The organism is Microbacterium sp. NPDC090007 (genome assembly GCF_044748345.1).
Classification (GTDB): Bacteria; Actinomycetota; Actinomycetes; order Actinomycetales; family Microbacteriaceae; genus Microbacterium.
In genome coordinates this window covers 372,550-387,477 of sequence record NZ_JBIVFV010000003.1, presented here as the reverse complement: position 1 = coordinate 387,477, position 14,928 = coordinate 372,550, and the positions used below count along the sequence as shown (strand labels likewise).

At 70.1% G+C, this 14,928-nt stretch carries 12 protein-coding genes; 8 read left to right on the top strand and 4 right to left on the bottom strand.

Annotated elements, in window-relative coordinates:
* The first annotated feature begins 311 nt into the window (after nt 1–311).
* The 8 genes from ACIPVB_RS13050 (at nt 312) to ndk (ending at nt 11,283) form a co-directional block, all read left to right on the top strand.
* Nucleotides 312–1,925, top strand: a complete 1,614-nt coding sequence (locus ACIPVB_RS13050; protein WP_400369444.1) for an ABC transporter substrate-binding protein — start codon at nt 312–314, stop codon at nt 1,923–1,925.
* A gap of 62 nt (nt 1,926–1,987) precedes the next feature.
* Nucleotides 1,988–2,917, top strand: coding sequence for an ABC transporter permease (locus tag ACIPVB_RS13045; protein ID WP_400369443.1), 930 nt, complete (start codon nt 1,988–1,990; stop codon nt 2,915–2,917).
* Nucleotides 2,914–3,750 (top strand): ABC transporter permease, encoded by an 837-nt coding sequence (locus ACIPVB_RS13040; protein ID WP_400369442.1) that lies wholly within the window; start codon nt 2,914–2,916, stop codon nt 3,748–3,750. The genes ACIPVB_RS13045 and ACIPVB_RS13040 overlap by 4 nt, the downstream gene beginning before the upstream one ends.
* A complete protein-coding gene (locus ACIPVB_RS13035) occupies nt 3,747–5,348 on the top strand; it encodes a dipeptide ABC transporter ATP-binding protein (RefSeq protein ID WP_400369441.1) in 1,602 nt (533 codons plus the stop codon). Before ACIPVB_RS13040 ends, ACIPVB_RS13035 begins: the two co-directional genes overlap by 4 nt.
* A gap of 369 nt (nt 5,349–5,717) precedes the next feature.
* Complete coding sequence (ileS, locus tag ACIPVB_RS13030; protein ID WP_400369439.1) at nt 5,718–9,104, top strand: isoleucine--tRNA ligase; 3,387 nt, start codon at nt 5,718–5,720, stop codon at nt 9,102–9,104.
* Nucleotides 9,101–10,453: a bifunctional folylpolyglutamate synthase/dihydrofolate synthase gene (locus ACIPVB_RS13025; RefSeq protein ID WP_400369438.1), complete on the top strand. Its 1,353-nt coding sequence runs from the start codon at nt 9,101–9,103 to the stop codon at nt 10,451–10,453. The genes ileS and ACIPVB_RS13025 overlap by 4 nt, the downstream gene beginning before the upstream one ends.
* Nucleotides 10,450–10,863 carry a DUF4233 domain-containing protein gene (locus ACIPVB_RS13020; RefSeq protein ID WP_400369437.1) on the top strand — a complete coding sequence of 138 codons (414 nt, stop codon included), beginning with the start codon at nt 10,450–10,452 and terminating at the stop codon, nt 10,861–10,863. The genes ACIPVB_RS13025 and ACIPVB_RS13020 overlap by 4 nt, the downstream gene beginning before the upstream one ends.
* A gap of 3 nt (nt 10,864–10,866) precedes the next feature.
* On the top strand, nt 10,867–11,283 hold the full coding sequence (ndk, locus tag ACIPVB_RS13015; protein ID WP_400369435.1) for a nucleoside-diphosphate kinase: 417 nt from the start codon (nt 10,867–10,869) through the stop codon (nt 11,281–11,283).
* 555 nt (nt 11,284–11,838) lie between these two features.
* Here the strand turns inward: ndk and ACIPVB_RS13010 are convergent.
* The 4 genes from ACIPVB_RS13010 to ACIPVB_RS12995 all read right to left on the bottom strand — a co-directional run bounded on the left by ACIPVB_RS13010 (nt 11,839) and on the right by ACIPVB_RS12995 (nt 14,903).
* On the bottom strand, nt 11,839–12,435 hold the full coding sequence (locus tag ACIPVB_RS13010; RefSeq protein WP_400369433.1) for a vitamin K epoxide reductase family protein: 597 nt from the start codon (nt 12,433–12,435) through the stop codon (nt 11,839–11,841).
* A 181-nt stretch (nt 12,436–12,616) separates the two neighbouring features.
* Entirely contained in the window at nt 12,617–14,041 is a 1,425-nt protein-coding gene (locus tag ACIPVB_RS13005) for a hypothetical protein (protein ID WP_400369431.1), read from the bottom strand.
* Nucleotides 14,042–14,142: 101 nt separating this feature from the next.
* Complete coding sequence (locus tag ACIPVB_RS13000) at nt 14,143–14,460, bottom strand: hypothetical protein (protein ID WP_400369429.1); 318 nt, start codon at nt 14,458–14,460, stop codon at nt 14,143–14,145.
* Nucleotides 14,457–14,903, bottom strand: coding sequence for a hypothetical protein (locus tag ACIPVB_RS12995; protein ID WP_400369427.1), 447 nt, complete (start codon nt 14,901–14,903; stop codon nt 14,457–14,459). Before ACIPVB_RS12995 ends, ACIPVB_RS13000 begins: the two co-directional genes overlap by 4 nt.
* Between the last annotated feature and the right edge of the window lie 25 nt (nt 14,904–14,928).

The following is a 14,928-nucleotide window of genomic DNA, read 5'->3' as shown; positions in this document are numbered from 1 at the left end:
GAGCCATTTGGGCGGCAGGGTGTGCGGGGGCCGTTTGGGGGTGGCAACCACGAACCCGGGGGGGGGGGGGGGGGGCGGGGGGGGGGGGGGCCCCCCCCCCCCCCCCCCCCCCCGCGGATTCGGATGCGGGGGCGCGGCCGCGCCCTCGCGGATTCGGATGCGCGCAACGGATTCGGATGCCGAGGGGCCGCGTGTCCGATGAGGGTGCGCCGATCCGCATCCGTTCGCTGCCGACGTGAGGGAGTTTCCGCACCCGATCCAGGAACCCCGGTAAGCTGGAAGCCCTCCCACAGAGATTCAGGGGTTTCTCCATGCCTTCTTCACTCTCGCGCCGCGCGCTCACCGCGGCCGCCGTCGCCACGGTCGCCGCTCTGTCCCTCTCGTCGTGCGCCGGGTCCGACCCCGCCGCGTCGGGTGACGGCGAGATCGTCTGGGCGATCGAGGGCGCCAACCTCTCGGCCGGCAAGATGGACCCGCAGACCAGCCAGCTCGACGTCACCGCGATGGTGCAGCGAGCCGTGCTCGACTCGCTCGTGTACCAGGAGGCCGACGGCTCGTTCTCGCCGTGGCTGGCCGAGTCGTGGGACGTCGAGGACGGCGGCGCCAGCTACCTCTTCCGCCTGCGCACCGGTGTGACCTTCCACGACGGCACCCCCTTCGACGCCCAGGCCGTCAAAGCCAACTTCGACCGCATCGTCGACCCCGACACGGCCTCGGCGCAAGCCGCGAGCATGCTCGGCGGCGAGCTGTACGCCGGCACCGACGTCGTCGACGAGCACACCGTCCGCGTGCGCTTCACCCAGCCGTACGCGCCCTTCCTGCAGGCCGCGAGTACGGCCCTGCTCGGCTTCTACTCGCCCGCGGTGCTCGAGACCCGGGCCGATCAGCTCGCCGCCGGCGGACCCGACGTGACCGTCGGCACCGGCCCGTTCGAGCTCACCGAGTACACGCCCGACCAGGACATCGTGTACACCCGTAACGACGACTACACCTGGGGCCCCGACGGCTCCGGCGCGCCGTCGTTCAAGACGCTGCGCGTCGACATCCTGCCCGAGGCCTCGGTGCGCGTGGGCGCCCTCGCGAGCGGACAGGCCGACGTCGTCACCAACCTGCCGCCGAACCTGGTGGAGCAGGTGCCCGCCGACGACACGGTCGAGTCGATCGCCTACCCGGGCCTGCCGTACTCGCTGTTCCTCAACGAGAAGTACGGCGTCTTCGCCGACGAGAAGGTGCGCCAGGCGTTCACCCGCGCGATCGACGTCGACACCGCCGTGCAGGAGATCTTCTTCGGCCAGTACCCCCGCGCGTGGAGCATCCTGGGCGCGACCACGCCCGGCTACGACGCGAGCCTCGAGAACAGCTGGCCCTTCGACCGAGCGGCCGCCGACGCCCTGCTCGACGAGGCCGGCTGGACGGGACGGGATGCCGACGGCATCCGCACCAAGGACGGCCAGCGCCTCACAGCCCGCTGGATTGCGTGGACCCCCGTGCCCGACGACCGCGCCGCGCTCGCCAACGCCGTCCAGAGCGACCTCAGGGCGGTCGGCTTCGACCTGCAGCGCGAGGTGCTGGAGCCCGGCGCCTACAACGAGCAGTACGGCCCCAAGACCTACGACGTCACCGACTGGGGTTTCTCGGGCGTCGACGCCGACCTGCTGCGCAGCCACCTGGCCACCGACGGCTTCCAGAACGCCTCGCAGGTGAGCGACCCGGCGATCGACGCGCTCCTGGAGCAGGGCGCCTCGACCACCGACGCCGCCGCGCGCAACGACGTCTACGCGCAGGTGCAGCAGTGGAACGCCGAGCACGCCGCGATCGTCCCGCTGTACAGCCCCACGCTCATCAGCGCCGTTCGTCCCGACGTCTCGGGACTGACGTTCGACCTGTACGGCCGCCCGCTGTTCGCCACCGCCTCGGTCGGCTGAGCACGGACCCCCGGATGCCACGCTCCCGCCCTCGCGCGATCCTTACGCGCCTCGGCGGGGTCGTGGCATCCGTCGTCCTCGTCCTGTGGGGGGCGGCGACCCTGGCGTTCGCGGCGTTCCGCATCATCCCGGGCGACCCGGTCGAGGTGATGCTCGGGCCGCAGGCGCAGGTGAGCGAGGCCGTCAAGGCCGGGATTCGCAGCGATCTCGGGCTGGATCGTCCGGTGCTGGAGCAGTACACCACGTTCCTCGCTCGGCTGCTCCGCGGCGACCTGGGGGAGTCCTACCAGCTGCGCCAGCCCGTGGTCGAGGTGATCGGTCGGCAGCTCGGGCCCACTCTGCAGCTCTCGGCGCTCGCCCTGGTGATCGCCGTGGTGCTGGCACTGGTGTCGGTGCTGGTCGTGCGCGGCCGGACCGGGCGGGCCGTGGCATCCGGGATCGAACTCGTCGTGCTGTCGTCGCCGGTGTTCTGGACGGGGCTGGTGCTGCTGAGTGTGTTTTCGTTCCAGCTCGGATGGTTCCCGGTGTCGGGCGGACGCGGTGCCGCGGCCATCGTCCTGCCCGCGGTGACCCTTTCGCTCCCGGTCGCGGCGCTGCTGTCGCAGGTGCTGCGCGACGGCGTCGAGGCGGCCGAGCGCGAACCGTTCCTGCTGACGGTCCGCGCCCGCGGCGCGGCGCCGCTGCGCGAGAGCGTGCACCACACGCTGCGCCACGCCGGAGTCGGCGGGCTGACGCTCGCCGCCTATCTCGTCGGGTCGCTCCTGGGCGGGGCGGTGCTCGTCGAGACCGTCTTCGCCCGGCCCGGGATCGGACGCGTGACCCTCACGGCCATCACCGATCGCGACCTGCCGGTCATCACGGGCGTGATCCTGCTGAGCGCCCTCGTGTTCGTCGTGGTCAACACGATCGTCGATTTGATCGTCCCCCTGATCGACCCCCGATTGCGCCGCGCGCGACCCGCCCTCGCGGCCCGGACGGGGGTGCCCGCGTGAGCACCGCCGTGGCCACGCGAGGACGTACCGGCCGGGTCGTCGCCCTGTCGGCCGCCGGAGCGGTGCTGTTCGCCGTGGCCCTGGCCGCCGTCGCCCCGGGACTGCTCGCCACCCACGACCCGCTGGTCACCGACGTGCGGGCGACATTGGAGCCGCCGAGCGCGGCGCACCTGTTCGGCACCGATCAGAGCGGACGCGACGTCTACTCGCGGGTCGTCCACGGTGCGGCTCGCTCGGTGGGGATCGGCCTGCTCGCGACCGGCCTGGCCCTCGTCGTCGGTGTCGTCGCCGGTTCGGTGTCGGCCGTCGCCCCCCGGTTCGTGGATGCCGCGGCCATGCGCGTCGTCGACGTGCTGCTGGCGTTTCCGGAGTTCCTCGTCGCCCTGCTGGTGGTGGCGGTGCTCGGCCCGGGACCGGTCAACGTGGCTCTCGCGGTGACAATCGCGGCGGTTCCGGTGTACGTGCGCTCGGCGAGGGCGCAGACCCGATCGCTGGCGGCCGCGGAGCACGTCGAGGCGACGCGGATCACCGGGGTGCCGGCGTTCGTGGTCCACCTTCGACACGCGCTGCCGGGGGTGGTCGGTGCGGTGAGCGTCCTGGCCACGATCGGCGTGGGCACGAGCATCCTCGCGGCCGCCGGGCTCAGCTTCCTCGGGCTCGGGCCCACCGAACCCACACCCGAGTGGGGCCTCATGCTCTCGGCCGGACGCAATCTGCTGCTCCAGGCGCCGTGGGTGGCGCTCTTCCCCGGCCTGGCCATCACGGCGACCGTGGTGAGCGTCAGCGTGGTCGGACGCATCCTGCGCGCGCGGTCCGAGGAGCGCGGCGCATGAGCGGCGAAAGGCCACCGCAGAGCGAGGGGACGACGTCGGGCGGTGGGAGCCGGGACGGCGTCCGCGTGCGCGGTCTGCGCATCGACGGACCCGACGGCCCGCTCGTGCGCGACCTCGACCTCGACGTCCGCCCGGGGGAGTGCGTCGCGATCGTCGGCGAGTCGGGCGCGGGCAAGTCCCTCACCGCCCGCGCGCTGCTGGGCCTGACCCCCGCGTCGACGCCGGTCACCGCCGAGGTCCTGCACATCGACGGCGTCGACGTCGGCCGACTCACCGCGCGACGCTGGCGCGCGCTCCGGGGGCGCCGGATCGCCCTCGTCTCGCAAGACGCCCTCGTCTCGCTGGACCCGCTGCGTCGGGTCGGCGCCGAGGTGGCGGAACCGATCCACATCCATGAACCGTCCGTGCGCGGTGCGACGCTCGCCGGCCGCGTGCGCGCGATCCTCGAGCGTGTCGCGCTGCCGGAACCCGACGCCCGCGCTCGTCAATACCCGCACGAGCTGTCGGGGGGACTCCGCCAGCGCGCGCTGATCGCCTCGGCGCTCGCGGCGGATCCGGCCGTCCTGGTCGCCGACGAACCGACGACGGCTCTGGATGCCACGGTCCAGGCGCGTGTGCTCGCGCTCCTGCGTCGCATCGCCGACGACGGCGTCGCGGTGCTCTTCATCAGCCACGACCTCGCCGCGGTCGCCCGCGTCGCGGACCGGGTGGTGGTGATGCGCGAGGGGCGGGTCGTCGAGACCGGACCCACGGCCGAGCTGCTGGCATCCCCCCGAGATCCGTACACGCGCGAGCTGGTCGCGGCGGTCTCGCACGAGCCCCTGCGGCGACCGCCGCGGTCGGGGCCGCCGTTGGTGACCGGTGAACGGCTCGTCAAGACGTTCGGCGAACGGCGCGCGGTCGACGCGGTGTCCTTCGCCGTGCATCGGGGCCGCACTCTCGCCGTGGTGGGGGAGTCGGGGTCGGGCAAGACCACCCTCGCCCGGATCATCGTGGGCGTCACCGCGCCCGACGAGGGCACCGTGACCTTCGACGGAGAGACATGGAGCCCCCGCACGGCGCGCGGCGCGGCGCGGCGACGGGTGCAGCTCGTGCAGCAGAACCCCTGGGGCGCGCTGGATCCGCGGTGGAGCGTGGGGCGAACGCTCTCCGAGGCGCTCGCGGCCGGGGGCGTCGGCCGCGCGGCTCGCCGCGACGCGGCCGTGGCCCTGCTCGATGAGGTGGGGCTGTCGCCCGCCTTCGCCCGGCGCCGCCCGGCCCAGTTGTCGGGCGGACAGCGTCAGCGGGTGGCGATCGCCCGGGCGTTGGCGGTCGCGCCCGACCTGCTCGTACTCGACGAGCCGGTGTCGGCCCTCGACGCCTCGGTGCGCGCGCGCATCCTCGACCGCCTGCGCGATCTTCAGCGACGCCGCGACCTGGCGATGGTGTTCGTCACCCACGACCTCGAGGTGGTCGCGGGCATCGCCGACGACGTGATCGTGATGAAGGACGGGCGCGTCGTGGACTCGGGCACCGTGTCGTGCGTGTTCGCCGCCCCGCGGCATCCGTTCACCCGGGAACTGCTGGCCGCGGCGGGCCTCGGTCCCGCCCGCGCCTGAGCCCCCGGGCCGCGTCCGCCCCTCCGCATCCGTCGAGTGTCCAGAACACGCCGCGCCCGCGCCGGAGCGCACGGCGTGTCGTGGACACTCGACGGCCCGCACGCGGTGCGCGCGCCGACGGCGTGTCCTGGACACTCGACGGCCCGCGCGCGGTGCGCGCGCCTCGCGTAGACTGGACCCATCAGCACCGATCCGGCCATCACCGGGGAGCTCGCAGAAGAACAGGGTCTCGGCCCCCAGTAGAACTGCGCGGGGCAGGCCCGTCACAGCCGCAGTGAGAGCGGTGTCTTCGCGAGAGGGCGCAATGCAGGGTGGTACCGCGGTCCGCATGGATCGTCCCGGCGAGTGAACCTCGACCCGCGGAGTGACATGACCTATCCACGCCCCTCATCCTTCGGCCCGGCCGCCGACGCCGGCGCTGCGGCATCCGTCGTCCCGAGCCCTCGCTTCCCGGCGATCGAGAACGACACCCTGGAGTTCTGGAAGACCGACGACACCTTCCGCGCGTCGATCGCCAACCGCGACGGCGCCGAGGAGTGGGTCTTCTACGACGGCCCGCCGTTCGCCAACGGCCTGCCGCACTACGGCCACCTTCTCACCGGCTACGCCAAGGACGTGTTCCCGCGCTTCCAGACCATGCGCGGCAAGAAGGTCGACCGCGTCTTCGGGTGGGACACCCACGGCCTGCCCGCCGAGCTCGAGGCGATGAAGCAGCTCGGGATCACCGAGAAGGACGAGATCGAGGCCATGGGGGTCGCGACCTTCAACGCCAAGGCCCGCGAGTCGGTGCTCGAGTACACCCGCGAGTGGCAGGACTACGTCACCCGCCAGGCCCGCTGGGTCGACTTCGAGCGCGGCTACAAGACCCTCGACACCACCTACATGGAGAGCGTCCTGTGGGCATTCAAGACCCTGCACGACAAGGGTCTCGCCTACGAGGGCTACCGCGTGCTGCCGTACTGCTGGCGTGACGAGACCCCCCTGTCGACCCACGAGCTGCGCATGGACGACGACGTCTACAAGATGCGCCAGGACCCCTCGGTCACCGTGACGTTCCCGCTGGTCGGCGCCAAAGCCGAGGCTCTCGGCCTCACCGGCGTCCGGGCGCTCGCGTGGACGACGACGCCGTGGACGCTGCCCACGAACCTCGCCCTCGCGGTGGGTCCCGGCATCCGGTACGCGGTCGTCGAGGGCGGACCGAACGGCGCGGCCGATGTGCACACGACCCCCGACGGCACGCCCGACGAGGCCTTCGAAGCCGTCGCGCATCGCTACCTGCTGGCCGAGGATCTGCTGCCCGGCTACGCCAAAGACCTCGGATACGAGAGCCCGGATGCCGCCCGCGCGGCCGTGCAGACCACGATCCTGGGCGCGGAGCTCGAGGGCGTGTCCTACGACCGCCTCTTCGACTACTACGCCGACGCCGAGGTGTGGGGCACGCAGGACGCCTGGAAGATCCTGGTCGACGACTACGTCACCGTCTCGGACGGCACGGGCATCGTGCACCAGGCCCCGGCCTACGGTGAGGACGACAAGCGTCTCGCGGATGCCGCAGGGCTGCCGACGATCATCTCGCTCGACGACGGCGGACGGTTCCTCTCGGCGGTCACCGATGTGGCGGGGGAGTTGTGGCTCGACGCGAACCGTCCGCTCATCCGCCTGCTGAAGCAGGCCGGGCGCCTCGTGCGTGAAGCGTCGTACGAGCACTCGTACCCGCACTGCTGGCGCTGCCGGAACCCTCTCATCTACAAGGCCGTGTCGAGCTGGTTCGTGCGCGTGACCGACATCAAAGACGACCTGCTGGCGAACAATCAGCAGATCACCTGGGTGCCCGAGAACGTCAAAGAGGGCCAGTTCGGCAAGTGGCTCGAGGGCGCACGCGACTGGTCGATCAGCCGCAACCGCTACTGGGGCTCGCCGATCCCAGTGTGGAAGAGCGACGATCCGGACCACCCGCGCGTCGACGTCTACGGCTCGCTCGCCGAGATGGAGGCCGATTTCGGTCGCCTGCCGCGGAACGCCGACGGCGAGGTCGACCTCCACCGCCCCTACATCGACGACCTCACCCGGCCGAACCCCGACGACCCGACGGGGAAGTCGACGATGCGCCGCATCGAAGACGTCCTCGACGTCTGGTTCGATTCGGGCTCGATGCCCTTCGCCCAGGTGCACTACCCGTTCGAGAACCACGAATGGTTCGACGAGCATGCGCCGGCGGACTTCATCGTCGAGTACATCGGACAGACGCGCGGCTGGTTCTACGTCATGCACGTGCTCTCGACCGCGCTGTTCGACCGCCCGGCGTACACCGGAGTGTCGTGCCACGGCATCGTGCTCGGCAACGACGGGCAGAAGATGTCGAAGTCGCTGCGCAACTACCCGGACGTCCGCGAGGTGTTCGATCGCGACGGCTCGGATGCCATGCGGTGGTTCCTCATGTCGAGCTCGGTGCTGCGCGGGGGCAACCTCGTCGTGACCGAAGAGGGCATCCGCTCGGGCGTGCGCGAGTTCCTCCTGCCGCTGTGGAACGCGTGGTACTTCTTCGCGACGTACGCGAACGCGTCCGGCGACGGCTACACCGCCGAGTGGCGCACCGACTCGACCGACGTGCTCGACCGGTACATCCTGGCGTTGACCGGCGACCTCGTGCGCAACGTCGCCGCCGATCTCGAGGGCCTCGACTCCACGACCGCGGCCGAGCGCCTGCGCGACTTCGCTGAGGTGCTGACCAACTGGTACATCCGGCGTTCGCGCGACCGCTTCTGGGTGGGCGTGACCGACGACCCGACCAGCCGCGAGGCCTTCGACACGCTCTACACGGTGCTCGAGACGCTCACGCGCGTCGCAGCTCCCCTGCTGCCGCTGGTCACCGAGCGCGTGTGGCAGGGCCTCACGGGTGGCCGCAGCGTCCACCTGACCGACTGGCCCGACGCCTCGGCGTTCCCCGCCGCCGCCGACATCCGCACCGCGATGGACACCGTCCGCGAGGTCTCGAGCGTCGCGAACGCCCTGCGCAAGCGCGAGGGCAAGCGTGTGCGCCTGCCCCTGCCGCGGCTGACGGTGGTTTCCCCGGATGCCGCGGGCCTGGCGCAGTTCGACGACATCGTCCGAGAAGAGCTCAACGTCAAGGGCGTCGAGCAGGTCGCCCTGCAGGACGGCACGGCCGCCGCGTTCGGCATCACCCACCGCCTGTCCGTCAACGCCCGTGCCGCGGGCCCGCGCCTCGGCAAGCAGGTGCAGCAGGCGATCAAGGCCGCGCGCGAGGGCGACTGGAGCGAGGTCGACGGACGCGTCGTCGCGGGCGGCATCTCCCTCGAACCCGCCGAGTACGACCTCGTCGTCGAAACCGCGGGTCGCCCCGAGGGCGAGGCGCTGGCCGTGCTCTCGTCGGGTGGCTTCGTCCTGCTCGACACGGTGACCACCCCCGAGCTCGAGGCCGAGGGCCTCGCGCGCGACATGATCCGCGGCATCCAGGACACCCGCAAGGCCGCCGGCTTCGACGTGAGCGACCGGATCGCCCTGACCCTCACGTTCGACGACGCCGCCGACGCGGCGGCGGTGGCCCAGGCGTTCGACGTCGCGGGCGTGGCATCCGAGACCCTCGCCGAAGGCGTCGTGCTCGCGAGCCGCACCGAGCGGCTCATCGAGCGCGGGACCGTCGGCGAGCCCGAGTACGAGAACGTCCTCACCGCCCAGACCTACGCGAACATCGGCGCCGTCACGGTGGCCGTCGCCCGGATCGGAGCCCGCGCATGAGCGACCGCAGCAGAGCGGATGCCGTCTACGCGGCGCTGCTGGAACGCCAGGGCGAGCAGTGGGTGCAGCCGCGGGTCGAGCGCACGCGCCGCGTGCTCGAGCTGCTCGCCGACCCGCAGCGCACCTATCGCGTCATCCACGTCACCGGCACCAACGGCAAGACCTCGACCAGCCGCATGATCGAAAGCCTGCTGCGGGCGATGGGGCTGCGGACGGGCCTGTTCACCAGCCCTCACCTCGAGCGCTTCACCGAGCGGATCCTCATCGACGGAGAACCCGTGGCCGATGCCGCGATCGCCGACGCGTGGGACGAGATCCAGCCGTTCGTCGACATGGTGGACGCTGAGCTGTCGGCATCCGGCGAAGCGTCTCTGACCTTCTTCGAGCTGCTCACGGTGCTCGCGTTCGTGGTCGCCGCGGATGCGCCGATCGACGTTCTCGTGCTCGAGGTCGGCATGGGCGGCGAGTGGGATTCCACGAACACCGCCGACGGGGACGTCGCGGTGTTCACACCCATCGACATCGACCACGCCGACCGCCTGGGCTCGACCATCGCCGAGATCGCGACGGTCAAGGCCGGCATCATCAAGCCGGGTGCCGCGGTCGTATCGGCCGCCCAGCCCGACGACGCCCTGCGCGCGATCCGCGCCCGCGCCGAGAAAGAGGGCGCAACCGTGGCCGTGGCCGGCGACGGTTTCGCCCTCGAGGCGCAGACCCTCGCGGTGGGCGGGCAGCAGCTCGACCTCCGCGGGGTCGCCGGGTCGTACCGCGAGGTGTACCTGCCGATGTACGGCGCCCACCAGGGCGCGAACGCCGCTCTCGCGGTCGCCGCGGTCGAGTCGCTCATCGGCGGGGGCACGCAGCCCCTCGCCGCCGACATCGTCGCCGACGGCCTCGGCAACGCCACCTCACCGGGACGCCTGCAGCTCGTCGGTACGGCTCCCACGGTGTTCGTGGATGCCGCGCACAATCCGCACGGTGCGCGGGCCCTCGTCGCCGCCCTCGACGAGTCGTTCGACATCGACGAGTGGGGCGCCGTGGTCGGCATCCTCGACGGGAAGGATGCCGCGGGCATCATGACCGAACTCGTCCCCGGCGTCGCCCGCGTGTTCGCCACCGCCCCTGACAGCGACCGGGCGACGGATCCCGATACGATCGCCGACGTCGCCGAGGCGGCCGAGCTGCCCGTGACGGTGCACCCGACCCTCGAGGACGCCGCCGACGCCGCACGATCGTGGGCGGCGGAATCCGACCGCCGTGCCGTGGTCATCGCCGGTTCCGTGGTGCTCGCCGGTGAGGCGCTGCGTCTGTCGGACCTCGAGGACTGGAAGTCGGGGTGGCAGGCGTGAGCCCCCGCGAGCCCCGGGCTCCCCGGCCCCGTCGCGCGCGCGGCGCGCAGGAGTCCCTCGGTGCCGTGGTGCTCGGCTTCGAGTCGATCGTCGTCTTCCTCGGCGGTCTCGTCGTCTACGGCCTCAAGGTGCTCCCCGCGGGGATCGAGCCGTGGTGGGGCATCGTCGGTGGCGTCGTGATGGCCGTGGCGATGGTCGCGGTGTCGGGGCTGTTGCGGCATCGCTGGGCGCTGTTCGCCGGATGGGCTCTGCAGGTCGTGCTGCTGCTCGGTGGACTCCTCGTCCCGGCGCTCGCGGTGGTCGCCGTCATTTTCGGTGGCATGTGGGCGTATGCGACGATCAAAGGAGCGGCGCTCGACCGACGCAACGCCCGGCTCGCCGCAGACCCCGACCTCTCGAACGGAGAATGACCCATGGCCACCGAAGAGACCCTCGTCCTGGTCAAGCCCGACGGCGTCGCCCGCGGACTGACCGGTACGATCCTGGCGCGCATCGAAGCGAAGGGGTATGCGCTCGTCGACATCCGCCTCGTCGAGCCCGACCGCGAGACCCTTGCTCGCCACTACGCCGAGCACGAGGGCAAGCCGTTCTACGAGCCGCTGCTGGAGTTCATGCTGTCGGGCCCGTCCGTCGCGATCCGCCTCGCGGGAAACCGCGTCATCGAGGGCTTCCGCTCCCTGGCGGGCACGACCGACCCGACCACCGCCGCCCCCGGCACGATCCGCGGCGACTTCGGCCGCGACTGGGGCGTCAAGGTGCAGCAGAACCTCGTCCACGGTTCGGACAGCGTCGAGTCGGCCGAGCGCGAGCTGGCCATCTGGTTCGCCTGATCCGGATCTTCCGAACAGGATGCCGTGAGGCCGTCGTCCCCTCGGGGGCGGCGGCCTTCATCGTCCGCGCCTGCGCGGCGGGGCGGTCGCGTGCGCAACCTCCGCGATGCGCGTAACCTCCGCGGCATCCGCCGTGATCGGGCTGCGGTTGTGCACATCGCGGAGTTCGTGCCCAGCGCGGGGAGGGCGGTCGCGTGCGCAACCTCTGTGATGTGCGTAACCTCCGCGGCATCCGCCGTGTTCGGGCTGAGGTTGTGCACATCGCGGAGTTCGTGCCCAGCGCGGGGAGGGCGGTCGCGTGCGCAACCTCTGTGATGTGCGTAACCTCCGCGGCAACCGCCGTGTTCGGGCTGCGGTTGTGCACATCGCGGAGCTTGTACGCAGCGCGGGGCGGCCGCGTAACAACCTCCGCGATGTGCGTAACCTCCGCGGTATCCGGCGTCATCGGGCGGAGGTGATGCACATCGCGGAGCCTGTGCCCGGCGCGGGGGAGAGGCAGTCGTGCGCGGGGCCTGCGCGGCATCCGCGGTGTGCGGATCGCTCGCGATGAACGGCTCAGAACTGCGCGAGCACGTCCAGACGCACCTGTGCGAGCACGGCGACGACGACGAAAGCCGCGAGGGTCATGAGCGGAACCCACACCATCAGACGGTCGGCGACTTCGCGTACGCGCGTTCCGGGGATGACGCCCTCACGCAGCACATGCAACGTCACGACGAAGAACGAGGGGATGACGACCGACCACGTCACCAAGCACCACGGGCACAGCGTGGCCAGGACGAAGATGCTCTGTGCGATCAACCAGATCACGAAGGTGAGCGCGCCCGCGAAGCCGAGCCAGAACAGGGCCCAGAACCACTTCGCGAACCGCGCGCCGGCCAGGAGGGCCATTCCGACCACGATGGGAGCGATCCAGGCTCCGAGGCCGATGATCGGGTTCGGGAAGCCGAACACGCTGCCCTGCGCCGACTGCAGATTCGTCGAGCACTGCACCAGCACGCTGAAGTCACAGGATGCCGCGGCCCCGGGGTTCTGCAACTGGTGGAAGCGCTCCATGGTCAGCGAGAACGCTGCGATCCACCCCACGACGCCCGCGAAGATCAACCAGATCGCGACGACGACCGGGCGGCGAGGTATGACGGTTTCGCTCATGCCTCGATTCTTTCACCGGGCTGCTATGCGGTCGCTCGATACGCGCTCGACGACATGTTCGACGTCCCTGCGACCGCGACGACAGTTCCAAGGCTCCGATTACCTCGCCGCCCGCTCGGAATTGCGGTGGCCAGGATGACGGAGGCTGCGCCGGAGTCCTATGACGAGTGTCCGACCCGGTTCATTCTCGTGTCGTGAAGACGCTGTGGTCGACGACATCCCCCATGAAGACTTCGGAGCCCGGCGGCGCACCTTTATGCGTCCGCACATACTGTGCCTCCCATTCAGCCACCGATTTTGTATACAGGGCGTTGTTGTGCGCATCTACAGGACTCGGCGTCCCCGGCAGAAGAACACGGTGCACGTTGGCGGGAGTTGAGTCGAACACATTGCCGTCGAGCGCAGGAACGAGATCTGTCACGTGCTGGAACGCATAGACCGGAATGTTCGAGGGAATGTCGAATGAGTCGATCGGGGAACCATTCGTCACGACACCGACTGTGTTGTACGGGAAAGTTCTGTCAGAAGCGAGGTTGGCCGCCATGATTCCGCCCTGGCTGAAGCCCGTGAGGACGACATCACTACCGCGTGGAATTCCGGCATCGCTCATGGCCTCGAGAACGGCGCGCTCGTAAACCGTACGGGCTGCGGCATTGTCCATCATCAACGCGACGTTGGAGTCGCGATCGTTTACCGCTCCCGTGTCTGGCCCCAGTTGCCAATCCTGTGTCGACGGGAGTGAAACGATCCACCGTTCACCTCCATCCGCGCCTCGAATCTTCTTGATGTCTATCGTGGTTGCGTCAGCTACCCCCATTGCATCCGTCGTTCCGTTCACCGAAACCAGATCGGAAAGCGAAGCGACCCTGGTCAGCGATTGCGACGTTGCCCATGCCTGCTGCTGCTCGATGGTGAGGCTCCCCGGATCTAATTCCTCGACGTCCGTCGAGCGTTGCAGGAAGTTCTGCGCCGCACCTCCGAGAACAAAACCTGCCGCGCCGCCCAGCGGACCGAGAACTGCGACGCCGAGGATCGCGTTACCGGCAGGCAGCACCTGCGCGACGAGGGTCTGCAACCGTCGGAGTACGGCATCGATCACGGGGATGAGCTGGGAGAGCAGCTCTGCGAGGCGGTACATGGCCTCGATGAGGTTCAGTACGAGGCGGCCGGCAGCCTCTACGACGTCGCTAGCTGTGCGGGCGAAGTCACGGACACGGTCGGCCATCTCGAAAGGATCGAGGGTGAAGGTGAGCACGTGCTCAGAGAGTCGACCGAGCTGCACCAAGGTGTCGCAGAGAAAGGAACGCGTCGCCTCGACAACTGCGGACCCGAGTCGGAGCGCTGCCCCCGTCGCGTCAGCCCACTGGGTGGCATCTTCAACGACGACGGCGAGGTCCTGGTGTCGCTCCCGTAGTGCACGAATCATCCGTCCGTCGAGATCGTGCAGGTTCGCACGCGCGTGAGTGATCGTCTCCGACAGAGCGCCGAGGGTGCGAGCCGCGTCCTCCCAGCGTTGAGCGGCGGCCAGCGTCGTCGCGGGCTCGCCTGTGAGTTGATTCAGCCAGTCGTGGAGCGGTTGTACGTACTGCATGAGGAGCCCGGCCATCCCCGGCATGCTCGTGCAGGGATGGGCGGTCGGCCCGACAGTCGGCAGGCCATCGGCCCAGGAGCCGCTGGCGAGTTGTGCGCTCGCTGACGAAAGAGCGGTCACTCGTCAGCCCCGGAGAAGAGGCTGGTCGCGTCCTCTTCGACGGTTGAAAAACTCGTGAGCGCCGTTTTTGTCCCCTCGGCGATGTGGTCCGTAAGCATCTGCGCCGTGGCCAGCATCTCGCGGGAGCCATCCGAGACTACGTTGGCGAGGGGGATGACGATAGCCCTATTGAGGACGCCCAACGCGTGCCCCGGCAGCTCCTGCGGTACGGTTCTGGCGGCCGCCGCGAAGTCTGCGGACGCCTCACGGAGGAGCGAAATTTGTTTGCGCAGCACCTCTCCGTTGATCTCGATGTGCTGGTTCGCTCCCGTCATTCGGAGTCCTCCCGAGCAATCTGTTCTGCCTCTCGCATAGTGATGCTCCCGTCGGAACGCGGATCCGCCCCGAGCCCCGCGAGAGCGCGGTCAGTGCTGATGAACTCGTACTGGCCGAATCCGAGCGCCAGCTTGAAATAGGCAGTGTTGACGGACCTGCCCTCCAACGCAACGGCGATGACTTTCTGTACGAACTGCGAAGACACGTCGTCGGTCGGCACCACGCTGTCTTCTACTCGCCCCCCGACGACGAGCGTCTCGGAGAAGCCGTCCAAGGTGGTGCCCGCGAACGCCTCCGTGATCCCCAGATCGGCCGCCTCCAGCGCGGCGGGAATCTCCGTCTCGTACGAATCATCGTGGAACGGCAACTGGCTGCAGCCCGAGACGACGCTCACGGCGACCGCGATGCCGATCACACCGGCGAAACGAGCACGCCGCATCATGCCGTCGCCCCCAATGCCCGCGCTC